Here is a 26,576-nt window from a genome sequence, read left to right on the forward strand (position 1 = left end):
GCGAACCGTCCCCTCCAGCTCACCGCGTTCCGGCACCGGTCACCGAGGCGGCTGCACGCAGTATCCAGCACTACGGAGCCGCGCAACACGGTGTTCACGATCATACCATGGTCCCGACGCTTTTTGGCCCGTCGGGACCGACTGTTTGCGTACCCAGGGTGCGGGTGCGCCCACACACGACATCTCACACGCGCTCCCTCACACCCGCGTCTGTCCCACTCGGGCGTCTCCTAACCCGGCAGCGCCAGCTCGAACCACACCGTTTTCCCGGTCTTGCCGCCCGATCGCTCCCCGCCGGTCCGCGTGCCCCAGCGCCGCGACACGTCCGTCACCAGTTGCAGCCCGCGCCCGCCCTCCTCGTCGGGGGCCGCGGTGCGGGCGCAGGGCGGGTCGGGCAGCGGGTCGGAGACCTCCACCAGGAGGACGCCGGAGGTTTCGGGCAGGCAGGCGAGCCGTACGCCGATGGGGCCGGACGCGTACCGCAGGGAATTGGTCACCAGTTCACTGACCAGCAGCGCGGCGATGTCGGCGAGCTCTTCGAGCCCCCATGCGACGAGTTGTGTACGCACCTCGGAGCGCGCCCTGCGGACGGCCGACGGGTCGGCGGGAAAGGCCCACTCGACGCAGTCGCCTTCAGTGTGGAGCACGCGGATCACTTCCCTGGCCCGCGAAGGACCCTGTCCGGTTTCATAGGGTTAATTGGGATATACCCGGACGGAGTGGCGCGCTATCGCGAAGTAGGGGGCGCGGTGGTACGGACGGCGTAGGCGAGGCGCGCGGGAGGTGCCTGGGAAATGGCCGCGAGCCCCCGTCAGAGGCGGTCCCGCAGGACCTCTTTCACCGCGGGGACGTCCTGGTCGAGCCAGTCCACGGACCACGCCTCGGCCGCCGTCAGCCAGCGCAGCTCGTCGTGGTCCTGGAGGGGGCGCGGGGTGCCGGAGCGCAGATGACAGCGCCAGACCCGCAGTACGTATCCCGCCTTCAGGGGCCATTCTCCCGGCACCCGGGCGAGCGGTTCGGCCTCGATGCCGAGTTCCTCGCGCAGCTCGCGGACGAGCGCACGCTCCGGCGTCTCGCCCGGTTCGACCTTGCCGCCGGGCAGCTCCCAGCGGCCGGCGAGTTCAGGGGGCGCGCTGCGCCGCGCGGCGAGCAGCCGCTCATCGGTGTCGTACAGGGCCGCGGCGACCACGACGGTCGGTGCTGGTGACTCGGGGGGCATACGCCGGAGCCTATGGCTCCGTCAGAGCGCCGTGCCGTTCCGCCCCTGCCCCAGGCGCTCCACCCAGTACGTCGGCTCGTGGCCCCTGCGGTCGTCGAGGCTGTCGGCCATGCGCTGGGCCTCGGCCTTCGTGGCGTAACGGCCCACCCGGTAGCGGTTCCCGTTGTCGTCCTCGCGGATGACCAGCCACGGAAGTGTGGTCGTGCTGTCGTTCATCGCGCCCCGCCCCTCCCTGGCCGCCCCGGCCTCGACTCGCATCGCGCCCTGCCTCCCAACCCCTAGGAAACCGCACCCCGCATATGCCCGAGCCTACGCCTGACCTTTACGCACCGGATACGGATTGGCACAAAGAGATACGCAACAAGCCACTGACCGGACACGCGTACGACGGACGGAGGGGGCGCACCCCGCGGGTGCGCCCCCTCCGTCGCCGACAGTGCCTCAGTGCGTACGCACCTCCGGCATCGGCATCAGTACCGGTTCGCCGCTCGGCCGCTTGGTGCAGACGTCGCCGCAGCCGGCGTCGAGGGAACAGCAGAGCGAGCAGATCGGGCCGGAGTGGGCCGGGCAGTCGGCGATGTCCGGGAGTTCGTAGGCGGTCTCGCAGACGGTGCAGGTGTGGGTCGCGGTGATGTCCTCGACCGGGACGTCCGGGCCATTCACGGGGTTCGGCCGCGCCAGGTAGTACCTGCCCTTCGTGGCCCACGCGATGAGCGGGCACAGGATCAGCGCGAGACCTGCGGCGATGAAGGTGGAGAAGGCCTGGGCGTACTCGCCGAAGAGCCCGAAGAACGCCAGGATCGAGACGACCGAGGCGATCACCATCGCGCCGAATCCGGCCGGGTTCACCGCGTACAGGTACGCCCGCTTGAACTCGATGTACCGGGGACTCCAGCCCGCCCGCTTGTTGATGACGAGGTCGGCGGCGACGGCGACGATCCAGGCGATGCCGACGTTCGAGTAGAAGCCGAGCAGCTTGTTCAGGGCCGCGAACATGTTCAGTTCCATCAGCGTCAGCGCGATGGCGAGGTTGAGGAAGATGTACCAGACGCGGCCGGGGTGCCGGTGCGTCACGCGGGAGAAGAAGTTCGACCAGGACAGCGAACCGCTGTACGCGTTGGTGACGTTGATCTTGATCTGTGAGACCACCACGAAGAGCGCGGCGACGGGCAGCGCGACCGAGCCGAGCCAGGGCTTGAGCGCCTCGACCTGCGGCGCGATGGGTTCGAGGGCGTGCGTCTTGCCGACGGCCTCCAGGGCCACGAAGGCGAGGAGCGCGCCGCCGAGCTGCTTGGCGGCGCCGATGACCACCCAGCCGGGGCCTGCCGCGAGAACGGCCAGATTCCACCGCTTCTTGTTCGCTTCCGTCTTGGCCGGCATGAAGCGGAGATAGTCGGCCTGCTCGCCGATCTGGGCGATGAGCGAGAGCGCGACACCGGTGCCGAGCCCGAAGCCGATCCAGGAGAAGCCGCTGCCCGCGCCCTCGGTCCCGCCGAAGCTCGTGAAGTCACCGAAGGAACCCGGCGAGTGGAAGAGCAGGATCACGAAGGGCAGGACGAGACCGATCAGCCAGACCGGCTGCGTCCACGCCTGCACCTTGGCGAGCGCGCCCATCCCGCGGAACACGATCGGGATCACGATCAGCGTGGTCACCAAGTACCCGATGGGCAGCGGCAGTCCGAAGACCTCGTGCATCGCCTGCGCCATGATCGAGCCTTCGAGCGCGAAGAAGATGAAGGTGAACGAGGCGTAGATGAGGGACGTGAGCGTCGAGCCGAAGTAGCCGAAGCCGGCGCCCCGGGTGATCAGATCCATGTCCAGGCCGTACTTGGCGCAGGCCCGGGCGATCGGGATGCCGGTGGTGAAGATGATCGTCGCCGCGCACAGGATCGAGGCGAGTCCGCTGGTGAATCCGTAGGTGAAGACGATGGACGCGCCGATCGCGAAGTCCGCGAGGTAGGCGATGCCGCCGAGTGCGGTGGAGGCGACCATGGTCGGCGACCAGCGCCGGTAGGAGTGCGGGGCGTAGCGCAGCGAGTAGTCCTCGCGGGACTCGTCGGCGGCCAGCTTGGCGTAACTGCGCTTCGGGGCCCGCCCGTCGGGCCCTCCTGCGGGCGACCCGGACGCCGGGTCTGCGTGGGGTACGGCGGTCTCGGTCATGGCGGCTACCCGTTCCTCCGTCGGCGGTATACCAACTGCGTACGGAGAGGGAAGTTAGGAGCCGTACATGACAATCTGCGGCAGCGCTCGATTGCCTGCCTGTTACGGGAGTTGGGGCACGGTTAACTCGGGATCACACGGCCCGGACGGGGCGCGCCGGACATCGGGCGCTGCGGGGGCTATCTCACCGGCAGGTGGTACGCGATGCGGTAGCGGTCCGCGGGGACGACGACGTCGGCCGTCTCCACCGGTCGGCCGGAGGCGAAGAAGGTCCGGTGGATGACGATCACGACATGCCCCGGCACGCCGCCGAGCGCGCTCAGCTCCTCGGCGAGGCCGGGGCGGGCGGCGACTTCCTCCGTCACGTTGTCCACAATCACGTCGATCGCGGCCATGCGCTCGGCCACCCCGCAGCCGCCGAGCGGGCCCTCCTCCGGGAGCATCACGGGCGTACGCCCCGTCACCGCGAGGGGCTCCCAGGAGGTCGCGAGCATCATCGCCTCGCCTGCGTCCCGGTACACGTACTTGGTGCGCATCACCCGGTCGCCCGCGCGGAGAGCGAGCCGCTCCGCGACCGTGGTGACCGCCTCGATCTGCTCGCTGCGCGACTCCCAGGTCCCCCGCGCCTCCGGGTCGGCCTGCTCCTGCCGGAACGGCGTGGAACCGCTGTCCGGCCGGTAGCCGGAGCGGGAGACGCGGCGCGGCACGGGCAGCTCGCGCACATAGGTCCCCGAGCCCGAGCGGCCCTCGACGAGCCCCTCCGCCATCAGGACCTTGCGGGCCTCCAGCGCCACCGTGTCCGAAACCCCGTACTCCTCACGGATCTTGGCCTGTGAGGGGAGGCGGGTGTGCGGCGGCAGCGATCCGCTGACGATCTTCTTGCGGAGGTCACCCGCAACGCGGAGATACGCCGGCTGCTCACCGAATGTCACTTTTCGTCCCCTCGGATCCCCATCGGATTGACAGACAGCAACAGCGTGGCAACCGTGGGTTGAGGCGTGCAAGCAAAGGCCAAAGAATCACTCGATGTGATGAGTTCCGACCTCAGGGGCCTTTACGCAGCGACTTTGCCCAGGTAGTGCGGCATTCACACATCGGGCCGTGGTTCGAGCATTCATACGTTTCCGGGGTCGGCCACGAGGCCCGTTTTCAGCCCCGCGCCGCACAGCGGGACCACGGCGCTCCGGCCGCCGAGAGCGCCGCCCTCGCGGGTCGCGGCCCAGCACACCGCGCCCGTCGACTCCACGTAGAGGCCGCGGGAGGCGAGGTCGAGTTGGGCGTGCCGGATCTGGTCCTCCGTCACCGTGTGGAAGGCGCCGCCGGATTCGCGGACGGCGCGCAGGATCTGGCGGGCACGCGGCGGGTTCGGGATGGCGATGCCCTCGGCCGCGGTGGGGGCCGGGGCCTCGTCGACCACGATCTCGACCGATCCGGCCTGCCACGCGCGCGCCAGTGGGGCGACCGCCGCCGACTGCACGGCGTGCAGGGCGGGGCGGCGGTCGATCAGGCCGGCGTGGTGCAGTTCGGCGACGGCGAGGGCCGCGCCGAGCAGCAGCGTTCCGTTGCCGACAGGGAGGACCAGGACCCCGGGGAGGCGGCCCCCCATGTCCTCCCACAGTTCGTGGACGTACGTCTTGGTGCCGTGCAGGAAGTACGGGTTGTAGACGTGGCTGGCGTAGAACACCCCGTCCTCGTCGGCGGCGGCGCGGGCCGCGCGGGCCGTGGCCTCGCGGTCGCCGGGGACCACTTCGAGGCGCGCGCCGTGGGCCCGGATCTGCTCCAGCTTCTTGGCGGACGTGGCCTCGGGGACGTAGACGGTGCAGGCGAGGCGGGCGCGGGCGCAGTAGGCGGCGATGGCGGTTCCGGCGTTGCCGCTGCTGTCGGCGATGACGCGCTCGGGGCCGAGGCGGGTGGCCAGCGCGGCGAGCATCACCGCGCCGCGGTCCTTGAAGGAGAGGGTGGGGTTGAGGAAGTCCAGCTTGGCGTCCACGTCGGCGGTGAGCGGCACGAGGGGCGTCCGCCCTTCGCCGAGGGTGCAGTCCGGTCGTGGGAGGGGGAGGCATTCCGCGTAGCGCCACATCGAACTGGTGCGGCCTGTGAGGGACTTGAGGGGGCTCGGGGTGGGTGAGTAGTCGAGGTCGAGGGGGCCGTGGCAGGAGGGGCAGCGCCAGGTGAGGGAGCCGGAGGGGATGCGGGTGCCGTCGGCGGGGCAGTAGGTGGTGAGGCTCATGCGGTGAGGTTAAGCCGCCGTGTTGCGCCGGAACGGTGTTGCGGCCGCGGGGCTCTGCCCCGGACCCCGCTGCTCAATCGCCGCAGGGGCTTGAAAGATCGGGGCTCTGCCCCGGACCCCGCGCCTCAATCGCCGGCGGGGCTTGAATTTCCCCGGCGCGCGTCCGCGGTCGGCAGTCGTGTTCGGATCACTCTCTTCTCATGAAGACAGCACGCCTCGTCGCCATCGCCAGCCTCACCATTGGTGCCACCCTTGCTCCTCCCGCACACGCCGCACCGGCAGCCGAATCCGGCTGTGGTGGGGCCGGGTGGGCGCTGGGGACCCGGGCCGCCGATGCCGAGAGTCCGTACCACGCGTACGCGGGCAACGGGTATCTCGGTGTGCGTGTTCCGCCGGTCGGGGCCGGATACGCGAGGACCGGTGGGGACGGCGCCAAGACCGGGTGGCCGCTCTACACGCCCCCGTACGACGGCGCGTTCGTCTCCGGGCTCTATGGGCGTGGGCCCGAGAACACCGCCCACCGCGAGGCCGTCGCCGCGCTGCCCACCTGGACCGCTCTCGACGTGCGGGCGCGCGGTGAGACGTACGGGCCCGGCAGTCGCACCACGGGCTACCGGCAGACGCTCGACATGCGCTGCGGCGTCGTCCGTACCGAGGTCACGTGGGTGCACAAGGACGGCAAGCGCACCGATCTGACCTACGAAGTGCTGGCCGACCGGGCCGATCCGCATGTCGGCGCGGTGCGGTTGAGGGTGAGACCGCGCTGGTCGGGGGATGTCACGGTGACCGACCGTATCGACAAGCGCGGTGCCCGCCGGATCACCGGCACCGGCAGCGGCCCGGCCGGAAAGCGCACGGCCGCCGTCGGCTTCCGCACGGAAGGGTCCGGGACCGCAGGGACCGTCGCCTCCACCCTCCGCTCCCCCGGCCGCACCCACACCGCCCGCCCCGCGAAGGACGCCCTGGGTACCAGCCAGTCCGCTGACTTCCGCGCCGTGGACGGCGGCACGTACGACGTCACGAAGTACGTGGGTGTGGACACCGCGCTCACGTCGAAGAATCCGCGGGCCGACGCCCTGCGGGCGTCGAAGCGGGCCGCGGCCGCCGGCTGGGACGCGCTCGTCCTGCGACACAATGCCGCCTGGCGGGAGCTGTGGACCGCCGATGTCGAGACTCCGGGCCGTCCCGAGCTCCAGTCGCGGTTGCGCGCCGCGCAGTACGGGCTGCTGTCCTCGCTGCGTCCCGGCGCCCGCAACAGCATCGGGCCGACCGGTCTGAGCAGCGACAACTACGCGGGCATGGTCTTCTGGGACGCCGAGACGTGGATGTATCCGTCGCTGCTCGCCACCCGTCCCGAGCTGGCGAAGCCGGTGCTCGAATACCGGTACCGGACGCGCGGCGCCGCCGCCGACAACGCGCTCATGACCTCACAGAAGGGGTTCATGTACCCCTGGACCAGCGCGAGTTCGGGTTCGCTGTGGAAGGAGTGCCAGAGCTGGAACCCGCCGCACTGCGTCACCCAGAACCACCTCCAGGGCGACATCGCGCTCGCGGCCTGGCAGTACTACCAGGCGACCGGCGACCGCGCCTGGCTGCGCGAGCGCGGCTGGCCGCTGCTCAAGGGGCTTGCCCCGTACTGGAGTTCGCGTGTGACCCCGAACGAGAAGGACGGGACGTACTCCATCAAGGACGTCGCCGGGCCCGACGAGTACAGCAACGGCGTCGACGACGGTGTCTACACGAACGCCGTCGCCGCGACCTCGCTGCGGAACGCCGCGAAGGCCGCCGCGCTGGTCGGTGAGCGGGCCCCGGCCGACTGGAAGCGGATCGCCGACCGGCTCCGCATCCCGTACGACAGCAAGCGCAAGGTCTTTCTCCAGTACGCCGGTTACGACATCGACAAGGGTGCCGACATCAAGCAGGCGGACGCCGTGCTGCTGCTGTATCCGCTGGACTGGAAGCCGATGCCGCAGGGCGCCGCCGCCGCGACCCTCGACTACTACGCGGCCCACACCGACCGCGACGGGCCCGCGATGACCGACTCGGTGCACGCGGTCGCCGCCGCGCGGATCGGTGAGCCGGGCTGCTCGACGTACACCTTCCTGGAGCGGGCCTCGCGGCCGTTCTTCCGGGGCCCGTTCGGTACGTTCTCGGAGTCGCGGGGCGAGAAGGCGGGGGCGGGGGACGCGCTCGCGGGCACACCCGCGCAGGACTTCCTGACCGGGAAGGGCGGCTTCCTTCAGGTGTTCACCCATGGACTGACCGGGATGCGGCTCACCGACGGCGATACCGTTCGGCTCGATCCGATGCTGCCGCCGCAGCTCTCAACAGGCGTGAAGGTCAAGGGTCTTCAGTGGCGGGGGCGGTCGTACGACGTCGGGATCGGGCCGGAGAACACCACGGTGCGACTGACCTCCGGCGCGCCCTTCACCGTCGAGACGCCGAGCGGGCGGCACACCGTGACCGGTGCCGGGCTCACCCTCCCGACCCGCCGCCCCGACCTCACCCCGACCACCGACCTCGCCCGCTGCAAGTCCGCGAAGGCCACGTCGGAGGACCCGGGCCAGTACGCGGGCGCGGCCGTCGACGGCAACCCCGCCACGACCTGGCACCCGGCCGCAGCGGGCGCCTCGCTCACCGTGGATCTCGGCGGCGTGCGCCCGGTGGACCGGGTGGAGGTGGCCGGGACGAAGGCGTACCGGCTGGAGACCTCGGTGGACGGCAGGCGGTGGACGCCGTTCGAGACAGGGGACGGGACGGGCGCGCGTTACGTGCGGCTCACCGAGACCGGTGAATCGGCCGAGTCCGTCGGTGAGTTGACGGTGTCCTGACCCCGGGACCGTACGACGAGTTGGGCACCGGTCGTGACGACGAGGTTGACGGCCAGCGCGATCAGGCCGGTGTCCACGGTGCCGACGTCGACGGAGCCGAACGTCAGCCAGGCGAGCACCGCGACGCCGGTCAGGATGCCGATGAGCGCGGGCACGGCGCCCAGCTTCACCTTCTTCGCGAGGCCCATCACGATCGCCGGGGCGAGCTGCGTCAGGCCGCCGTACGTGAGCAGCAGCAGGTCGGAGAGGAGACCGGGGCGGGTGAGGCCGAGGACGAGCGCGAGGCCCGCCGCGGCCACCACGCACAGGTGGTTGGTGCGCAGCTGGGTGCGTTCGTTGCGGACGCTCAGCAGGTTGCGCGAGAGCAGGCTGGAGATGCCGACGACGATGGCCGCGGACGGCACCATCGCGGCGGAGGCCGCGGCGACCGCCACGATGCCGACGAGCCAGCCCGGCAGGGTCTGTCCCGCGAGGGTGAGGGCGACGCCGTTGGGCTCGGTGCCCTTCTTCGCGAGCAGGACCCCGGCGAAGCCGATGATGATCGGGATGCCGAGGGCGAGCTGGTAGAGGGGCAGCCAGATCGCGTTGGAGCGCAGTACGCGGCCGCTGCGGGCGGCGAGCACCGGCGGCCACAGGTGGGCCATGGTGCCGAGGCCGCCGCCGATGCCGGAGATGATGACGGCGGTGACGAAGAACGTGCCGTCGTAGCCCTCCTGGTCGAGGGTGAGCAGCTGCGAGTGGCTGTCGCGGATGGTGTCGAAGAGGCCGCCGATGCCGCCGTTGACCGACAGGGCGACGCCCGCGACCAGCACCACGAGACCGACGATCATCAGCGCGTCCTTGAGGTAGGCGACGCGCGCGATGCCGCGGATGCCCGACCACAGGACGAAGACGACGGTGAGGACGGTGGCGAGGACCATGCTCAGATTGCCGCCGGTGCGGCTGCCGGTGGCGAGCTGCACGATCATGCCGAGCCCGGTGATCTGGAGTTGCAGGTACGGCAGCAGGAACACGGCGCCGACGACGGCGACGACCTTGCCGAGCAGCGGGCTGCGGTAGCGGTCGACGAAGAAGTCGGCCTGCGTCAAGTACCCGCCTCGCTGGCCGAGTTGGCGCATCCGGGGAGCGGTGAAGTACTGAAGGATGAAGTTGATGGCGAGGTAGCAGACCGCGAAGGACGCGGCGACGCCGCCGCCGAAGGCGATGCCGGCGAGGCCGAGGAAGCTGAAGGTGGTGAAGGCCTCCCCCGCTTGGAGGAACCAGGTGGTGAAGGTGGAGAAGCCGCGCTTGGCGACCGTCCACTCGCCCAGCTCCTTGCTGGGCGCGCGGCGGCCGGAGACGCCGACCACCGCGATGGCGACGATGCCGAGGACCGTGATGACCATGGTGCTGTTCATACGGCCGCCACCTCGTCCTCCTCCTCGGACTGCCCGGCGAACACCAGCCGGTCGACGACGGCGAGAGCCACCGTGGTGCCCACCGTCCAGAGCAGGCACCAGGCCAGGACGGACGGAATGCCGAACCACAGGTGGGGCCCGTTGACGAACGGCAGGAACGGAGTGCTGAGAAAGGCCAGAACGGGCACGGCGGCCCACAACACGTGCGGAGATCTCATCGGGGCTCCAGCGAGGGAGAGTTCGGGCGCGGGCGAGGACCTACGGAAGGCTGGGGGCGCGGCGGCCGTGTCCGGTGGCCGCCTCGTAGGCGGCGCCGATTTCGAGGACGGCGCGTTCGGCGCGCGGCGGGCCCACGATCTGCAGGCCGACGGGGAGCCCGGCGTCGGTAAAGCCGGCGGGGACGGAGAGGGCGGGTGCGCCCAGGACGGTGAGCAGGTACGCGGAGCGCATCCAGTCGAGGTAGTCGTGCTGCGGCCGACCGTCGATGACGGTCGGGTACTCCATGTCGACGTCGAACGGCAGGACCTGGCTGACCGGGGCGATCAGCACGTCGTAGCGCTCGAAGAACCCGGTGGCCGCGAGGTGGATACGGCTGTGCTCGACGCGGGCGCGCGCCAGGTCCGCGGAGGTGAGCCCGAGGCCCGCCTCGATGTTCTGGACCAGGCTGGGCTTGAGCTGCTCGCGGGAGGTCTCCAGGAGCGGGCCGAGCCCGGTGCGGAAGGCCTGCGCCCGCAGCGTGCGGAAGACGTCGTCGGCGCCGTCCAGGTCGGGGCAGTCCTCGACGACGTGCGCGCCCGCCGCCTCGAACACCTTGACCTGCTGGGCAACGAGCTCGCGGACCTCGGGGTCGACGGGGACGCGGCCGCCGAGGTCGGGGGCGTATGCGACGCGCAGCCCCTTGAGGTCGCGCTCCAGCGGGCCGCGGAACACGGAACCGGGGGTCTCCAGGGACTGCGGCCAGCGTGGGTCCGGGCCCGCCATGGCCGACAGGAGCAGCGCGACGTCGGCGACGGTGCGCCCCATCGGCCCGGCGACACCGAGCGTCTCCCACAGGTCGTTCGTGGGCAGCGAGGGCACGCGTCCCGGCGTGGGGCGCAGGCCGACGACGTTGCAGAACGAGGCGGGGTTGCGCAGTGAGCCGCCCATGTCGCTGCCGTCGGCGATCGGGGTGAGCCGGGCGGCGAGCGCGGCGGCGGCGCCGCCACTGCTGCCTCCGGCCGAGCGCGTCGGGTCGTACGGGTTCCGCGTCGCGCCGAAGACGGGGTTGAAGGTGTGCGAACCGGCCGCGAACTCGGGGACGTTGGTCTTGCCGATGCGGATGGCGCCGGCCCCCTGGATGCGCTCGACGAGGAGTTCGTCCTCGTCGGGCACGTGGTCGGCGAAGAGCGGCGAGCCGTGCGTGGTGCGCATGCCTCGGGTGGGGTGGGTGTCCTTGAAGGCGATGGGCAGCCCGTGCAGCGGCCCCAACTCGGCTCCTGACACCGCTAGTTCGTCCGCCTGCCCGGCGGCCGCAAGGGCGCCTTCCGCGTCGAGCGTGACGATGGCGTTGAGCGCGGGGTTCACGCGCTCGATGCGGTCGAGGTGGGCGGAGACGACCTCGCGCGCCGACAGTTCGCGGCGGCGGATCAGTCCTGCGAGCTCGACGGCGTCGAGCCCACAGAGGGTGTCGGAATCGGTGGGGTGTACGGGCATGACCGTCCTCGGGCAGGAGGCGACTGTGTGCGCCCTCACACTGCGGCGGCCTGACCTTTTAAGTCAATGGCTCGTACTCCATGAACTTTTAAGACGCTAGATTCACCTAGTTGGCATTTACGGTCACGCCACTGCGCTTCCACGCCTCGACCACGAGATGGGACTGCACGGACTCGGCCCTGCGCACCCACGGCGCCTGCGTCAGGAAGGCGTGCAGCGCCTCCTTCGACGGCTGGGTCACGTCGACGAGCAGCTGGTGCTCCCCCATGACCACGGCCGCGTACCGCACCAGCGGCGACTCGACGAGCAGCCGCCCCACCTCCTCGACCTCGCCCGGCCGGGTCCTGATCCACAGCAGCGCCTGGACGGGCAGGCCGAGCAGCGCGGGCTCCACGACCGCGCGGATGCTGACGAGCCCGGCGCGGCTCAGCGCGTCGACGCGGCGCCTGGCCGTGGCGACCGAGACGCCTGCGACGGCGGCGAGCTCGTCATTGGTGCACCGCCCGTCCGCGGCGAGTGCGCGCAGGATGGCCTCCTCGTCGGGCGCGAGCTCGACGGCCGCGAGGCCCACCCTGTCGTCCCGCTGCCCGCCGCCCCCGAGGGCCTCGACCTCGGCGTCGTCGAGGATGCCGGGCGACCACTCGTGCACGGTGCGGAAATAGCGAAGCACGGGCGAGACCTGCTGCTGTACGAGCCCCGGGAGGGCAGGCACCTCGTCGAGCATCAAACGGCCCAACTGCCCTGGTGGGCACTGAAGTTCGGCCACGCAGTCGGCGACACCCGCGAGCACGTACGAGAAGACGGCGTCGGGCCGCCGGGCCGTGGCGAGGGCCGCGTCCCGTACGGATCCCGGCCGGCAGTTCATCCGCAGGATCACGGTCTCGCCGCGCATGACGAGCCCGCGCACCGCGACGTCCCCGCTCTCGACGAGCCGGTGCCCGCGCCGCGCCACCTTTCGCTCCGGCTCCCCCAGCACATCGGCGATCCGCCGCCAGGAGGCCCGCCCGTCGACCTGGAGGGCGGCGACGATGCGGCGGTCGATCTCGTCGAGGGGGGCGGAGGGTTTCGGCTCGCTGGTCACGGCACGACCCTAGTCCGCCCGCGGCAACGCATCTGAAAAACAGATCACTCACCTCGGAAACATCTGTTGGACAGAGTTACGGGTGCGTCCAAGGATGGCTCCCACCGCACAACCCGAGTGGAGGCTCAAGTGCCGAATGAAGAGACGGAAGTTGTCGTCGTCGGGGCGGGCCAGGCCGGCATCGCCATCAGCGAGCACCTGGGCACGCTCGGCGTACCGCACATCGTTCTCGAACGCGACCGGATCGCCGAGCGGTGGCGCACCCAGCGCTGGGACTCGCTCGTCGCGAACGGGCCCGCCTGGCACGACCGGTTCCCGAACCTGGAGTTCCCCGACGTCGGCCCCGACGCCTTCGCGACGAAGGAGCAAGTCGCGGAGTACTTCGAGCGGTACGCCGAGAAGATCGACGCCCCGGTGCGGTGCGGCGTCGAGGTGACCAAGGTGCGCAAGCACGAGGGGCGCCACGGCTTCCGGGTCGAGACGTCCGAGGGCACCATCGACGCCGGGTTCGTGGTGGCCGCGACCGGGCCCTTCCAGCGGCCCGTGATTCCGCCCATCGTCCCGGAGGGCGCGGTCCGCGCACAGATCCACTCCAGCGACTACCGCAACCCGGAGCAGCTGCCCGAGGGCGCGGTGCTGGTGGTCGGGGCGGGTTCGTCGGGCGTGCAGATCGCCGACGAGCTGCGCCGCTCGGGACGCCGCGTGTTCCTGTCCGTGGGGCCGCACGACCGTCCGCCGCGGCAGTACCGCGGTCGTGACTTCTGCTGGTGGCTCGGGGTGCTCGGCCTGTGGGACCTGACGACGCCTCCGCAGGGCGCCGCCCACGTGACCATCGCGGTCAGCGGTGCGCGCGGCGGCCACTCCGTGGACTTCCGCGAGCTGGCGGGCACCGGCATCGAACTCCTCGGCATGACTGACGCTTACGAGGACGGGGTGCTGAGCTTCGCGTCCGACCTCGCCGAGAACATCGCGGTCGGCGACGAGAAGTACCTGGAGCTGCTGCGGGCCGCCGACGCGTACATCGAGCGCAACGGGCTCGACCTCCCCGAGGAGCCCGAGGCACACGTCCTCGGCGCCGACCCGGAGTGCATGACGGACCCGACGCTCGCGCTCGACCTGGCCGGGGCCGGTGTCACTTCGATCGTCTGGGCCACCGGTTTCGCCGCCGACTACAGCTGGCTCGACGTCGACGCGTACGACGAGAACGGCCGCCCCGACCAGCGCCGCGGGGTCTCCACCGAGCCCGGCGTCTACTTCCTGGGCCTGCCCTGGCTGTCCCGGCGCGGGTCGAGCTTCATCTGGGGTGTCTGGCACGACGCCAAGTACGTCGCCGACCACATCACGACCCGGCGCGGATACCTCGCGTACGGCACCGAGTAAGGAGAAGACCATGGCCAACGCCCCGATCGTGGCCGGCGGGCACACCCGGATCCGGCCGTTCAACACCCGCGACACCTACCCCGAGCAGAACCTCGACAACGACCTCTGCCAGGCCGTCGTCGCCGGCGACACGGTGTACGTCCGCGGCCAGATCGGCCAGGACCTCGACACCAGCGAGAACGTCGGCGTCGGCGACGCGGAGGCGCAGGCCGAGAAGGCCATGGCGAACATCAACATGCTGCTCGAGGAGTCGGGCAGCCGGATGGAACACCTGGTCAAGCTGACGATCTACCTGATCGACCCGCGCTACCGGGAAGCCGTGTACCGCACGGTCGGCCGCTGGACGAAGGGCGTCCACCCCATCTCCACCGGCATCGTGGTCTCGGCGCTCGCCCGCCCGGAGTGGCTGTGCGAGATCGACGCGGTCGCGGTGATCCCGAAGGACGCGAAGGAGGCGCGGGCATGACGTTCTCCCTGGTGGTACGCGACGGTGAGCGGTTCGGCATCGTGGGCAGCTCGTCGAGCCCCGCGGTCGCCGCCCGCATCGCCCATCTGCGGCCCGGTGTCGGCGCGGCGAGCTCGCAGAACATCACCGACCCGACGCTCGGCACCAGCCTGCTCGACGCCCTCGCCGGGCACGGTGACGCGGAGCGCGCGCTGGCCGAGGTCACGGGCGCGGCGCGCAACGAAAAGACCATCGCCTACCGGCAGTTGACGGTCCTCGGCCGCGAGGGTCCGGGCTTCGCTTACAGCGGCCCGCACACCCTCGGCACGTACGCGACGGCCACCGCCGAAGGCGCCGTCGCGGCCGGCAACATGCTGTGCGGGACGCACATCCCCGGCGTGCTCCTGGAGGCGTACCGGGAAGCCACCGGTGAGCTGGAGGAGCGGCTGCTCGCCGCCATGAAGGCCGCCGTCGCGGCGGGCGGCGAGGAGGGCCCCGTGTACTCGGCGGGGATGTCGGTCGTCGCCGACGTCGACTGGCGGGTCACCGACCTGCGCATCGACTGGGCGGACGACCCGATCGACCGGCTCGGCGAGCTCCTCGACGTCTGGCTGCCGCAGCGCGACAACTACGTGACGCGCGGCCTCGACCCCGCGAGCTCGCCCTCGTACGGCGTCCCGGGAGACGACCGATGAGTGCCCTCAAGGAGGCCGCCCGCAAGGAGGTCGACCGGCACGCCGAGCAACTGATCGCCCTGTCCGAGCAGTTGCACGCCGACCCGGAGACCGCCTGGGAGGAGCACCGGGCGGCCGCCGCCGTGCCGCAACTCCTCGACCGGGCCGGGTTCACCGTCACCTCGTCGTACCTGGGCCTGGACACCGCGTTCCACGCCTCCTTCGGCAGCGGGCCGCGGCGGATCGCGCTGTGCGCCGAGTACGACGCGCTGCCCGGCCTCGGCCACGCCTGCGGGCACAACCTCATCGCGGCCTCGTCCATCGGCGCCGCCCTCGGGCTCGCCGCGGTCGCCGACGACCTGGGGCTCACCGTGGAGGTCTACGGCACTCCGGCCGAGGAGGGCGGCGGCGGCAAGATCGAGCTGCTCGACCGGGGCGCCTTCGCCGGGGTCGACCTCGCGATGATGGCGCACCCGGCGCCGGTCGACGTCGCCGAGGCACAGCCGTTCGCGGTCAGCCACTCCAAGGTCGCCTACACGGGCAAGTCCGCGCACGCCGCCGCCTACCCGGAGGCCGGGATCAACGCGGCCGACGCCTTCACCATCGCCCAGGTCGCCATCGGCCTGCTGCGCCAGCAACTACCGTCCTCCGCACGGGTGCACGGCGTCGTGACACATGCCGGCGACGCGCCCAACGCCATCCCGGAGCGCACGACGGGCCGCTGGTACGTACGGGCCGAAACGCTCGCCGAACTCGCCGAGTTGGAACCACGCGTCATGCGCGCCTTCGAGGCGGGCGCCCTCGCGACCGGCTGCGACCTGGAGATCGAACCGGAGAGCAAGCCGTACGCGGAGTTCCGCGCGGACGAGACAGCGCTCGCGCACTACCGCGCCAACGCCCTGGACCTCGGGCGGGAGTTCGCGCCGCCCGGACAGGCAGCGCGCATGAACCGCGCCTCCACCGACATGGGCAACGTGTCGCAGGTGGTGCCCGCCATCCACCCCTACATCGGCATCGGTTCCCTGCCCGCCACCAACCACCAGCACGAGTTCGCCGCGTACTGCGTGGGAGCGACCGCGGAGCGGGCGCTGCTCGACGCGGCGGTCGCGCTCGCGTGGACGGGTGTGGACCGCGCAGGACCATCCGAGGAGGCGACGACATGACGGTGACCGATCCCCAGGACCTCGCGACCGACGTGCCCACCGATGTCGCGACGCTGCGCAGGAGCGTCGCGGCCGGGGCCGTCGGCGTCTTCGTGCACTGGTTCGACTGGGCGGCGTACGCGTATCTCGCGGGCACCGTCGCGACCGTGTTCTTCCCCGCCGGTGACGCCACGACCGGACTGCTCGCCGTGTTCGGCGTGTTCGCGGTCTCCTTCGGCGTCCGGCCGATCGGCGCCCTCGTCTTCGGGCCGCTCGGCGACAAGATCGGCCGCAAGCGCACGCTGACCCTGGTCATCTTCATGATGTCCGGCGCGACCCTGGCGATCGGCCTGCTCCCCGGCTACGACTCGATCGGTATCGCGGCCCCGATCCTCCTGGTGGTGCTCCGCCTCGTCCAGGGGTTCGCGGCGGGCGGCGAGTTCGGCAGCGCGGCGAGCTTCCTCGCCGAGAGCGCGCCGCGCCGCCGCCGCGGTTTCGGTGTGAGCTGGCTGGAGGTCGGCTCGCTGCTCGGCTTCCTGGCCGGCTCGTTCGTCTTCCTGCTGCTGTCCTCGGGGCTCGACGAGGCGCAGCTCACCTCCTGGGGCTGGCGGATCCCGTTCCTGATCGCGGCGCCGCTCGGCATCATCGGCGTCGTCATCCGCAACAAGATCGAGGACACCCCGGAGTACCGGGCCCTCGAAGCCAACGACACGGTTCCGCGCAGCCCCGCCCGCGAACTGCTGCGCACCCACAAGCGCCAGCTGCTCCAGGCGGCGGGCCTGATGACGGCCATGCACGTGCCGTTCTACGCGGTCCTCACCTACCTGGTCACGTACGAGACCGACCACCTCGGTCACTCCGCCGACAGCGCCGCCCTGTTGTCCACCGTGATCTCCCTGGTCGGCCTGGTGCTCGTGCCGCTGTTCGGCGCGCTGTCCGACCGGGTGGGGCGCAAGCCGGTGTTCATCGGCGCGACGGCGGCCCTCCTGGTCTTCTCCACTCCGGCGTTCTGGCTGATGCGGACCGGGATGACCGGCACCTGGATCGGCGGGCTCACGCTCGGCGCGATCCTGGCGGCGATCCTCGGCACGTACGCGGTGTGGTCCGCGGAGGTCTTCCCCACGCGCACCCGGCAGAGCGGGCTCTCCATCTCGTACAACGTGACGGCGGCGCTGTTCGCGGGCACCGTGCCGTACCTGATGACGCTGCTCATCTCGGCGACCGGGAGCACGCTGGTGCCGGGGCCGTACCTGATGGTGTTCGCCGTGGGCGGTCTTGTCGCGGCACTGTCCCTGAAGGAGACGGCGGGCTCCGCGCTGCTGCACGCGGAGGACGTGGGCGAGAACCCTTCGAAGGCGGCATAAGGTCGGGCCCGTAACCGGATCACCTGGCAAGGGCCCCGTATGACGTCACCGCTCGGTTTCACCCTCGTTCAGCTGCGCTACTTCCTGGTCGCCGCCGAGCGCGGCTCGATGACGGAGGCGTCGGCGGAGCTGCACATCGCGCAGTCCGCCGTGTCCGCCGCCATCCACAACCTGGAGCGCGACCTCCAGGTGCAGCTGTTCATCCGCCGCAGGGGCCGGGGCCTGACGCTGACCCCCGCAGGGGAGCGGCTGCGGGCGCAGGGCCGGGATCTGCTCGCCCGCGCGCGCGAGGTCGAGCGGGAGGCGCGCGGGGACGGGGCCGAGCTGTCCGGTCCCGTGACGGTCGGCTGTTTCGTGACCCTGGCGCCGTACTACCTGCCGCGGCTGTTCAGCGAGTGCACGCGCCGCCACCCGGGCATCGAGATCGACGTGGTGGAGGCGGAGGCCGACGAGCTCGTCGGGGCCCTGACGACGGGCCGCATCGACTTCGCCCTCACCTACGACCTGGGCCTGTCCACCGAGCCGGAACTGCGCAGCGAGACGATCGCCCGCGCCCCCGCCTATGTGATCGTCGCGGCCGACCACCCGCTGGCCGGCCGGGGCAGCGTGTCCCTCACCGACCTGTCCGCGGAACCGCTCGTCCTCCTCGACCTCCCGCACAGCCGCGACTACTTCCGCTCCCTCGTCGCCGCCACCGGCACCGCCCCCGACGTCCGCTACCGCACGCGCAGCTACGAGACGGTGCGCTCCATGGTGGCCCGCGGCCTCGGCTACTCCGTGCTCAACCAGCGCCCCGCGACGGGCCTGACCTACGGCGGGGGCGAGATCGCGGAGCTCGAACTCCGGGACGCCGGGCGCCCGTTGGAGGTCAGGATCGCCTCGCTGGGCGGCATGACGCAGTCGGCGCGCGCCCGAGCGGTGATGGACGTACTCCGGGAGGTCGCCGGCGGGCGCTGACCGAGGTGTGGTGCCCGGAAACCGTTACAGTTCCGCGCAATCTGTAACGCTCCGCGCGTGCACACGTATCAGGCGCTGCGCCTCGACCCGCGTCAGGGCGGCGTTGCGGCTCACGATGTGCAGTCCGTAGCCGTCCTCCAGCGCGACCAGGTTCCTGGCCAGGTCCCCCACGGACGCCGCCAGCGTGAACTTCCCTGTCGCGGCGCCGACTTCGAGCACGGTGGCGTAGAGGCCCACCTCGCCGGCGAACAGGGAGGCCATCAGCTCCGCGTGCCCAGGGCTGCGGTCGGCCCTGCCGTGCAGTTCGTAGAGCAGCCCGTGCGTCGCGTCGTCGGGGGCGGTGGGCAGCCCGGAGGCGATCAGCGCGCGCAGCCGCGCCACCGGGTCGGCCACCTCGTCGGTGACCTCGTGCCGCGCGGCCAGGAAGCGCTCGACGGCGCCCCGGTGCACCTCGAGGACCAGCTCGTCCAGCTCCGGGTAGTAGTACAGGACAGACCCCGCGGACATGCCGGCCTCCGCCGCGATGTCCTTGATGCGCAGGCCTTCGAGCCCGCGCTCCGTGATGGCCCGCCCCGCGGCGTCCACGAGCGCCTCGCGCCGCGCGGTCTGGTTCTTCGGTCTCCCCGGTTTACCCATGCGGTTAATTCTCTGTTACCGGCTTCAAAGAAATCAACCCGATCGCGCCGAACCCATTGACGGGCCTCTGACGCATTGTTTGAATCCTGGCTCAAAGAACTCGCGCAGCCGGGGCGGTCCCGCCCGGCGTCACGGAGGCGACATGGACGGCCAGCCAGCGCGTACGCCCGGCGACACGGCGTCCCCGGCGCCCGAGCGCATCGAACACCGCACGATCGACGTGGTCCCCGCGGACGAACGCCACGGCCGCACCCGGGACCTGTTCACCATCTGGTTCAGCGCCAACCTCGGCCCGCTCACCGTCGTCACCGGCGCCCTGGCACCCACCGCGTTCGGGCTCTCCTTCTTCTGGAGCCTGGCCGCACTGCTCGTGGGGCACCTGGGCGGCGGCTTCCTGATGGCGCTGCACTCGGCGCAGGGCCCGCAGCTCGGCGTGCCCCAAATGATCCAGAGCCGCGGCCAGTTCGGCAGCGTCGGCGCCCTCGCCGTGGTCCTCGTGGTGATCGTCATGTACCAGGGCTTCTTCGCGTCGAACCTGGTCGTGGGCGCGCAGTCGCTCGGCCAGGTCACTCCCATCGGGGAGAGCACGGGCGTGCTGCTGTGCGCGGCGGTCAGCCTCGTCGTCGCGGTCGTCGGCTACCGCCTGATGCACCGCATCGGCGCGTGGACGACGTGGGCGTTCGGCGCGATCCAGGTCATCGGCGCCGTCCACCTGTTCACGGGCGGACTGCCCTCGGACTTCCTGACCACGGGCGGCTTCAGCCTCGCCGGGTTCCTCGGGATGGTGTCCGTCGGCGCGCTCTGGCAGATCGCGTACGCGCCGTACGTCTCGGACTACTCCCGCTACATGCCCGCCCACCGGGCCGGCATCCGCTCCACCCTCTGGTGCACGTACGCGGGGTGTGTTCTCGGCAGCGTCATCCCGATGGTGGTCGGCGCGGCGATCGGCATCGCGGGCGACGGCGACCCGATCGCGGCGCTCAACCACCTCCTGGGTTCCACCCTCGGCCAACTCACGCTCTGGAGCTTCGCGTTGGTCACGATGCTGACCAACGCGATGAACCTGTACGGCGCGGTGCTCTGCGCCGTCACCGCGGTGCAGACCTTCGCCCACCGCTGGCTGCCGCGCGCGACCGGGCGGGCGGTGATCGGCGCGGCCCTGACGGCCCTCTCGGTCGCCCTCGCCCTGGCGCTCGCCGACAGCTTCATGACGAACTACCTGAACCTGATCTACGTACTGCAGTACGTCCTGATCCCCTGGACGGCGATCAACCTCGTCGACTTCTATCTGATCCGCCACGGCGAGTACGACGTCCCGTCCTTCTTCGCCCGCGACGGCGGGGTCTACGGCCGCTGGAACACCACCGCCCTCATGGTCTACGCGATCGGCATCCTCGCCGAGATCCCGTTCATGGCGCAGTCCCTCTACACGGGACCGCTGGCCCACGCCCTCGGGGACACCGACCTCGGCTGGATCGCCGGCCTGGTCGCCACCGTCCCCCTCTACTGGCTGCTCGCAGCCCGTGGCACGAGCCGCCGCACGCCCGCCCCCGCACCGACCACAGGAGTGCCCGCAGCATGACGTACACGCACCAGGACTGGGCAAATCTCGCCGCTCAACTCGCCCCGCACACCCGGGCGTTCATCGACGGCGAGTGGCGCGACGCGGTCTCAGGCGCCACCTTCGCCACCGTCGACCCCGCCACCGGCCGCACCGTCGCCGAGGTCGCCTCCTGCGACACCGCGGACGTCGACGCCGCCGTCTCGGCCGCGCGCCGCAGCTTCGAGGCCGGCGACTGGTCACGGGCGGACGCCGCGACCCGCAAGCGCGTCCTCCTCCGGCTCGCCGCGCTCATCGAGGAGCACGGCCGCGAGCTGGCCCTCCTCGACACCCTCGACATGGGCAAGCCGATCGCCGAGACGTACGGCACCGATGTGCCCGGCGCGGCCGGTGTCTTCGCCTGGTACGCCGAGGCCGCCGACAAGCTGTACGACGAGGTGGCCCCGGCGCCGCCCGGCAACCTGGCGCTCGTGCGGCGCGTCCCGCTCGGTGTCGTCGGCGCGGTCGTGCCATGGAACTTCCCGCTGGACATGGCGACGTGGAAGCTCGCGCCCGCCCTCGCGGCAGGCAACAGCGTCGTCCTCAAGCCCGCCGAGCAGTCCCCGCTGTCCGCCCTGCGCCTGGCCGAACTCGCGGTGGAGGCCGGGCTCCCGGCCGGTGTCCTCAACGTCGTCCCCGGCCTCGGCGAGCGCGCGGGCCAGGCCCTCGGCCGCCACGACGACGTGGACACCCTCGCCTTCACCGGATCCACAGCGACCGCCCGCCGCTTCCTCGCCTACGCCGCCGAGTCCAACCTCAAGCAGGTGTGGCCGGAAGCGGGCGGCAAGAGCCCGAACATCGTGTTCGCCGACGCCGACCTGGACGCGGCCGCCGAGGCCGCCGCCGCGGGCTTCGCCTACAACTCGGGCCAGGTCTGCTCGGCCAACACCCGCCTCCTGGTGGAGAGTTCGGTGGCGGAGGAGTTCACGGCGCGCGTCGCCGAGCACGCAGCGGCGTTCGCTCCCGGCGACCCGCTCGACCCCGCCACCACGTTCGGCCCGCTCGTCGACGAGGCGCAGGCGGTCCGTGTGATCAAGGCGGTCGCCGAGTCCGGCGGCACCGTGGTGTGCGGCGGCACCCGCCCCGAGCGCCCCGGCGCCTACGTCCACCCGACGATCGTCACAGGCCTCGCCCCGGGCGCCCCGCTGGCCCGCGAGGAGGTCTTCGGCCCGGTCCTCACCGTGCACTCCTTCGACTCCGAGGCGGAGGCGGTCCGCCTCGCCAACGACTCCCCGTACGGGCTCGCGGCCTCCGTCTGGACCCGGGACCTGTCCCGCGCCCACCGCACCGCGGAGGCCCTCCAGGCGGGCACCGTCTCGGTCAACACCGTCGACGCCCTCTCCCCCGCCACCCCCTTCGGCGGCTTCAAGCAGTCCGGCTACGGCCGCGACCTCTCGCTGCACGCCTTCGACAAGTACACGGGGCTGAAGACGACATGGGTGACGTATGGCTGACGTACAGATGACGGGTCCTGACACCGAGAAAGTACTCGCCGAACTCGACCGCCGCCGCGACGACCTGGTGACCCTCACGGCGGAGCTCGTCGCCTTCGACACCACGGTGCGCGGCTCCGCCGACGAACGGCACCGGTCCGAGCACGACCTCCAGGACCACCTCGCCGGCCGACTGCGCGCGGCGGGCGCCACCGTCGACGTCTTCACGCCGAAGCCGTCCGACCTGCCGCGCTCCCCGCAGACCCCTCAGGGCGTCGGCTTCGACGGCCGGCCGCAGCTGATCGCCCGTTTCCCCGGCACGGGCGGCGGCCGTTCCCTGCTCTTCAACGGGCACATCGACGTCGTGTCGGCGGAGCCGAAGAAGGCGTGGAGCAGCGACCCGTTCCGCGCCGAGGTCCGCGAGGGCCGCCTCTACGGGCGCGGCACCTGCGACATGAAGGGCGGCATCGCCGCCATGGTGATCGCGGCCGAGACCCTCGCGGCCCTCGGCATCCGGCTCCCCGGCGACCTGCTGATCAACACCGCCACCGACGAGGAGTGGAACGGCGCGGGCACCCTCGCCTCCCTCGCGTACGGGGTGAAGGCGGACGCGGCGATCGTCCCCGAGCCCACCGACCTGGACGTGGTGACCGCCCAACGGGGCATCCTGGGCGGCACGTTGACCGTCGACGGGCGACCGGGGCACGCCGAGTACCCGCCAGGCGACTGGCGCACCGGCGGCGCGGTCAACGCCATCGAGAAGACCCTCCCGGCGCTCACCGCGCTCCAGGCCCTGCGCGAGCGCTGGGCCGACGACCCGGCCCACACCCATCCACTGCTGCCCCCGCCGTCGATCGTGCCGACCACCATCAAGGGCGGCGAGTGGTGGGTGACCTACCCCGCCTCGTGCGAGGTCTGCCTGGACGTCACGTACCTCCCGGTGCAGGCGGACGCCGGCGGCTGGGCGAGCGGGGTGCGGGCCGAGATCGAGGCGGCCGTACGGGACGCGTGCGCCGCCGACGGCTGGCTCACCGCGCACCCGCCCCGCCTGACCTGGGACACCGAACTGCCGCCCGCCGAAGTCGACCGAACCCACCGCGTCGTCACGGCACTTGAAGGCGCGGCCGGAGCCCTCGGCCGTACGCCCCGCATCCTCGGCGAACCGTCCTGGACGGACGCGGCCACCCTGACCCGCCTCGCCGACACCCCCGCCGTCTGCCTGGGCCCGACCGCGACCCGGCCCGACGGCTCCCCGACCCTCCACACCATCGACGAGTACATCGAGATCGACGACCTGCTGGCCACGGCGAAGGCGCTGGCCCTCGCCGCCCTCGACCTCACGGAAGGACTTCCCTCATGAAGCACCAGAACCACCAGGGCCTGCTGGCGGCCGACCGCGCCCACATCATCCACCCCTACCTCCCCGGCAGCGCCGAGGAGCGGGTGATCATGACGTCCGGTGAGGGCTGCCGCCTGACCGACTCCGAGGGCCGCGGCTACCTCGACGCCACCGGCGGCCTGTGGCTCGCCCAGGTCGGCCACGGCCGCGAGGACCTGGCGGACGTCGCCCACGAGCAGATGAAGAAGCTGGAGTACTTCACCAGCTTCTGGGAGTTCTCCAACGACCGCGCGATCGAACTCGCCACGCGGCTCGCCGAGTTGGCCCCGGACCCGCTGAACCACGTCTACTTCACGTCCGGCGGCTCGGAGGGCAACGAGGCGGCCATCAAGATGGCCCGCTACTACCACCACCGCCGCGGCGACACCGACCGCACCTGGATCCTGGCGCGCGACAAGGCGTACCACGGCATCGGCTACGGCGGCGGCTCGGCCACCGGCTTCCCGCTGTACCACGAGGGCTTCGCCCCGATGATGCCGCACGTCTCGCACCTGACGCCGCCGTGGCCGTACCGCACGGAGCTGTACGGCGGCGAAGACCCGACCGACTTCCTCATCCGCGAACTGGAGGAGCGCATCGCGGAGATCGGCCCCGGCAACATCGCCGCGATGATCGGCGAGCCCATCATGGGCGTCGGCGGCATGCTCGTCCCGCCGGCCGACTACTGGCCGCGCGTGCGCGAGACCCTGGACCGCCACGGCATCCTGCTCATCTTCGACGAGGTCGTCACCGCGTACGGCCGCGTGGGCGAGTGGTTCGCCGCCCAGTACTTCGGCGTCACCCCGGACATCATCGTCACGGCCAAGGGCATCACCTCCGGCTACGTACCGCTGGGCGCGCTGATGGTCGCCGACCAGGTCGCGGAGGTCCTGCTCCGCGACCACGGCTTCCCGATGGGCTACACGTACAACGGCCACCCGGTCGCGACCGCCGTCGCCCTCGCCAACCTCGACGTCATCGAGAAGGAGGGCCTGCTGGCCCGGGCGAAGACAATCGGCGCGACACTGCACGCCGAACTCGCTTCCCAGCTCGGCGACTTGCCCATCGTCGGCGAGATCCGCTCGGTGGGCATGATGCTCGCGGTGGAACTGGTGGCGGACCGCACCACCCGTACGCCCCTGCCCCTGAACCCCGACCGCATGCCGCACGACGTGATCCGCCGCGAGACCGGCGTCATCGTCCGCGACTCCGCGCACAGCCTGGTCCTGTCCCCGCCGCTGATCATGACGGAGGGCGAGACCAAGGAGGTGGCCTCGGCGCTGCGCGGCGTTCTGGAACGCACGGACGCCTCCGGCGAGATCCGGGAGGCGTGACAGTACGGGGCCCGGCGGTGCGCACCGCCGGGCCCCGGCCCACTCGCAGTCCCCAACTCCCTCCCTAGGAACTGCCCGTGCCAACGAACCACCCCTCAGCAGAGCCACAGACACCACGGACGGCGCACGCCACCACATCCGACTCCAACTCGAACCTGAAGCGCAGCCTGAGACGCTTCGACATCACGGCCATGGCCGTGGCCGCGGTGATCTCCTTCGACACCATCGGCCAGATCGCCACCGGCGGCGGCGAGGCGGCCACCTGGACCGCCGCCATCGCCCTGTTCTTCCTGCTGCCCTACGCCCTGCTGTTCGCGGAGACCGGCGCCGCGTTCCCGCAGGAGGGCGGCCCGTACGTCTGGGTAAAACTGGCCCTCGGCCGCCCGGCGGCGGCCCTCACCACACTCTTCTACTGGGTCACGAACCCGATCTGGCTGGGCGGCTCGCTGGTCTTCCTGGCCGCCGAGACCTGGGACGGCTTCGTCTTCCACCTGGGCTCGGGGACGTATCTCGACTACACGTTCAAGCTGCTCTTCGTGTGGATCGCCATCCTCACCGCGATCGTCTCGCTCAGCCGCGGCAAGTGGATCACGACGGCGGGCGCGGCGGTGAAGGTCCTCTCGCTGGCCCTCTTCACGGTCACAGCGGTCCTGTACGGGGCGGAGCACGGCTTCCAGGGCCTGGCGACCGCCCACTTCGCGCCCACGACGGCCGGCTTCCTCGCTCTCGTCCCCATCCTGCTCTTCGCCTACGTGGGGTTCGAGGCGCCGAACGCGGCGGGCGAGGAGATGCACGACCCGCAGCGCGACGTCCCCGCGGCGCTCGGCCGTTCGGCGACGGTCGCGGCGGCCTGCTACCTGCTCCCGGTCCTGGCCCTGCTGGCCGTGGTCCCGGCGAGCAAGGTCACCGGCATCGGCGGCTTCATGGAGGGCGTCCGCCTGGTCTTCGGCGTCTACGGCCCCGCGGCAGGACCCCTCCTGACGCTCACCGCGGTCATGTTCGTCTTCGCGCTCCTCACGCAGGGCAGCGCGTGGATGATCGTCAGCGACCGTATGCAGGCGATGGCGGCGGCCGACGGCGGCTTCTTCAGCCGCGCGCTCGGCGCCTTCCACCCGAAGCTCGGCACCCCGGTCCGCACGAACCTGCTCTCCGGCGCGGTGGCCACGGTGTTCATGCTCGCGGCGATGCAACTGGTGAAGGGCGACACGGGCGCGATCTTCAGCGTGGTCCTGACGGTGGCGGTGACGACACTCCTCCTGTCGTACCTCCTGGTCGTCCCCTCACTGGTGGTCCTGCGCCTGCGCCGCCCGGAGGTCCCCCGCCCCTTCCAAGTCCCCTTCGGCAACCGGGGGTTCATGGCCTGCGCGATCCTCGTCTACGCCTGGATCCTGGTCGGCTCCTGGGCGGCGCTCTTCCCCGGCGTCCTGGAATCCGCCTTCGGCATCGACTACGACTTCATGGCCGTCTGGGGCGTCTCCCGCACCACATTCGAGACGTTCACCCTCGGCACGATCGTGGTGCTGCTCCTCGTGGGAGCGGCAGGCCTCGCGGCGGCCCGCCGCTCGGTCCGCGACAGGCCCGCCACCTGAGCCCCCGTGGTGAGGGGACTGTGACGCAGGACTA

General features: G+C 71.4%; 23 protein-coding genes. 12 read left to right on the forward strand and 11 right to left on the reverse strand.

Annotated features, from left to right (window positions below):
* Positions 1-230: 230 nt before the first annotated feature.
* From ACFYWS_RS05470 to ACFYWS_RS05495, 6 genes are all read right to left on the reverse strand, one after another.
* Positions 231-656 carry an ATP-binding protein gene (locus ACFYWS_RS05470; protein WP_389269826.1) on the reverse strand — a complete coding sequence of 142 codons (426 nt, stop codon included), beginning with the start codon at positions 654-656 and terminating at the stop codon, positions 231-233.
* Between the two features lie 155 nt (positions 657-811).
* Complete coding sequence (locus ACFYWS_RS05475; protein WP_389269828.1) at positions 812-1,219, reverse strand: (deoxy)nucleoside triphosphate pyrophosphohydrolase; 408 nt, start codon at positions 1,217-1,219, stop codon at positions 812-814.
* A 21-nt stretch (positions 1,220-1,240) separates the two neighbouring features.
* Complete coding sequence (locus ACFYWS_RS05480; protein ID WP_389269830.1) at positions 1,241-1,435, reverse strand: SPOR domain-containing protein; 195 nt, start codon at positions 1,433-1,435, stop codon at positions 1,241-1,243.
* Between the two features lie 225 nt (positions 1,436-1,660).
* Complete coding sequence (locus ACFYWS_RS05485) at positions 1,661-3,379, reverse strand: purine-cytosine permease family protein (protein ID WP_389269832.1); 1,719 nt, start codon at positions 3,377-3,379, stop codon at positions 1,661-1,663.
* Positions 3,380-3,558: 179 nt separating this feature from the next.
* Positions 3,559-4,311 carry a GntR family transcriptional regulator gene (locus ACFYWS_RS05490; protein ID WP_389269834.1) on the reverse strand — a complete coding sequence of 251 codons (753 nt, stop codon included), beginning with the start codon at positions 4,309-4,311 and terminating at the stop codon, positions 3,559-3,561.
* Positions 4,312-4,493: 182 nt separating this feature from the next.
* Positions 4,494-5,609 (reverse strand): threonine synthase, encoded by a 1,116-nt coding sequence (locus ACFYWS_RS05495; RefSeq protein WP_389269836.1) that lies wholly within the window; start codon positions 5,607-5,609, stop codon positions 4,494-4,496.
* A gap of 200 nt (positions 5,610-5,809) precedes the next feature.
* Between ACFYWS_RS05495 and ACFYWS_RS05500 the strand changes: the two genes are divergently transcribed.
* A complete protein-coding gene (locus tag ACFYWS_RS05500) occupies positions 5,810-8,440 on the forward strand; it encodes a discoidin domain-containing protein (RefSeq protein ID WP_389269838.1) in 2,631 nt (876 codons plus the stop codon).
* Here the strand turns inward: ACFYWS_RS05500 and ACFYWS_RS05505 are convergent.
* From ACFYWS_RS05505 to ACFYWS_RS05520, 4 genes are all read right to left on the reverse strand, one after another.
* Positions 8,377-9,837, reverse strand: a complete 1,461-nt coding sequence (locus ACFYWS_RS05505) for a sodium:solute symporter (protein WP_389269840.1) — start codon at positions 9,835-9,837, stop codon at positions 8,377-8,379. The two genes, ACFYWS_RS05500 and ACFYWS_RS05505, sit on opposite strands and share 64 nt — an antisense overlap.
* Positions 9,834-10,055 carry a hypothetical protein gene (locus ACFYWS_RS05510; RefSeq protein ID WP_389269842.1) on the reverse strand — a complete coding sequence of 74 codons (222 nt, stop codon included), beginning with the start codon at positions 10,053-10,055 and terminating at the stop codon, positions 9,834-9,836. The genes ACFYWS_RS05505 and ACFYWS_RS05510 overlap by 4 nt, the downstream gene beginning before the upstream one ends.
* Before the next feature lie 40 nt (positions 10,056-10,095).
* Positions 10,096-11,529 carry an amidase gene (locus tag ACFYWS_RS05515; protein ID WP_389269844.1) on the reverse strand — a complete coding sequence of 478 codons (1,434 nt, stop codon included), beginning with the start codon at positions 11,527-11,529 and terminating at the stop codon, positions 10,096-10,098.
* 106 nt (positions 11,530-11,635) lie between these two features.
* Positions 11,636-12,610 (reverse strand): AsnC family transcriptional regulator, encoded by a 975-nt coding sequence (locus tag ACFYWS_RS05520; RefSeq protein WP_389269846.1) that lies wholly within the window; start codon positions 12,608-12,610, stop codon positions 11,636-11,638.
* 129 nt (positions 12,611-12,739) lie between these two features.
* Between ACFYWS_RS05520 and ACFYWS_RS05525 the strand changes: the two genes are divergently transcribed.
* Genes ACFYWS_RS05525 through ACFYWS_RS05550 form a run of 6 tightly spaced genes read left to right on the forward strand, consistent with a single transcriptional unit; the run spans position 12,740 to position 18,572 of the window.
* Positions 12,740-13,990, forward strand: a complete 1,251-nt coding sequence (locus ACFYWS_RS05525) for a flavin-containing monooxygenase (RefSeq protein ID WP_389269848.1) — start codon at positions 12,740-12,742, stop codon at positions 13,988-13,990.
* A 10-nt stretch (positions 13,991-14,000) separates the two neighbouring features.
* The gene (locus ACFYWS_RS05530; RefSeq protein ID WP_389269850.1) at positions 14,001-14,456 is read left to right on the forward strand and encodes a RidA family protein; all 456 of its coding nucleotides are present in this window, start codon (positions 14,001-14,003) and stop codon (positions 14,454-14,456) included.
* Positions 14,453-15,130, forward strand: a complete 678-nt coding sequence (locus ACFYWS_RS05535; RefSeq protein WP_389269852.1) for a DUF1028 domain-containing protein — start codon at positions 14,453-14,455, stop codon at positions 15,128-15,130. The genes ACFYWS_RS05530 and ACFYWS_RS05535 overlap by 4 nt, the downstream gene beginning before the upstream one ends.
* Complete coding sequence (locus ACFYWS_RS05540) at positions 15,127-16,272, forward strand: M20 family metallopeptidase (RefSeq protein ID WP_389269854.1); 1,146 nt, start codon at positions 15,127-15,129, stop codon at positions 16,270-16,272. The genes ACFYWS_RS05535 and ACFYWS_RS05540 overlap by 4 nt, the downstream gene beginning before the upstream one ends.
* Positions 16,269-17,615 (forward strand): MFS transporter, encoded by a 1,347-nt coding sequence (locus ACFYWS_RS05545; RefSeq protein ID WP_389269856.1) that lies wholly within the window; start codon positions 16,269-16,271, stop codon positions 17,613-17,615. Before ACFYWS_RS05540 ends, ACFYWS_RS05545 begins: the two co-directional genes overlap by 4 nt.
* Positions 17,616-17,654: 39 nt before the next feature.
* Complete coding sequence (locus tag ACFYWS_RS05550; protein ID WP_389269858.1) at positions 17,655-18,572, forward strand: LysR substrate-binding domain-containing protein; 918 nt, start codon at positions 17,655-17,657, stop codon at positions 18,570-18,572.
* Between the two features lie 24 nt (positions 18,573-18,596).
* Here ACFYWS_RS05550 and ACFYWS_RS05555 read toward each other — a convergent pair whose 3' ends face one another.
* The gene (locus tag ACFYWS_RS05555; protein WP_389269860.1) at positions 18,597-19,208 is read right to left on the reverse strand and encodes a TetR/AcrR family transcriptional regulator; all 612 of its coding nucleotides are present in this window, start codon (positions 19,206-19,208) and stop codon (positions 18,597-18,599) included.
* 142 nt (positions 19,209-19,350) lie between these two features.
* Between ACFYWS_RS05555 and ACFYWS_RS05560 the strand changes: the two genes are divergently transcribed.
* The 5 genes from ACFYWS_RS05560 (at position 19,351) to ACFYWS_RS05580 (ending at position 26,542) form a co-directional block, all read left to right on the forward strand.
* Positions 19,351-20,790, forward strand: coding sequence for a purine-cytosine permease family protein (locus ACFYWS_RS05560; protein WP_389269862.1), 1,440 nt, complete (start codon positions 19,351-19,353; stop codon positions 20,788-20,790).
* Positions 20,787-22,262: an aldehyde dehydrogenase gene (locus ACFYWS_RS05565; protein ID WP_389269864.1), complete on the forward strand. Its 1,476-nt coding sequence runs from the start codon at positions 20,787-20,789 to the stop codon at positions 22,260-22,262. The genes ACFYWS_RS05560 and ACFYWS_RS05565 overlap by 4 nt, the downstream gene beginning before the upstream one ends.
* Positions 22,255-23,601: an ArgE/DapE family deacylase gene (locus tag ACFYWS_RS05570; protein ID WP_389269866.1), complete on the forward strand. Its 1,347-nt coding sequence runs from the start codon at positions 22,255-22,257 to the stop codon at positions 23,599-23,601. Before ACFYWS_RS05565 ends, ACFYWS_RS05570 begins: the two co-directional genes overlap by 8 nt.
* The gene (locus ACFYWS_RS05575) at positions 23,598-24,953 is read left to right on the forward strand and encodes an aspartate aminotransferase family protein (protein ID WP_389269868.1); all 1,356 of its coding nucleotides are present in this window, start codon (positions 23,598-23,600) and stop codon (positions 24,951-24,953) included. Before ACFYWS_RS05570 ends, ACFYWS_RS05575 begins: the two co-directional genes overlap by 4 nt.
* 77 nt (positions 24,954-25,030) lie before the next feature.
* Positions 25,031-26,542, forward strand: a complete 1,512-nt coding sequence (locus ACFYWS_RS05580; RefSeq protein WP_389269870.1) for an APC family permease — start codon at positions 25,031-25,033, stop codon at positions 26,540-26,542.
* Positions 26,543-26,576: the final 34 nt, after the last annotated feature.

It is taken from the genome of Streptomyces sp. NPDC002795, from assembly GCF_042888725.1.
In the GTDB taxonomy this organism is placed as follows: domain Bacteria; phylum Actinomycetota; class Actinomycetes; order Streptomycetales; family Streptomycetaceae; genus Streptomyces.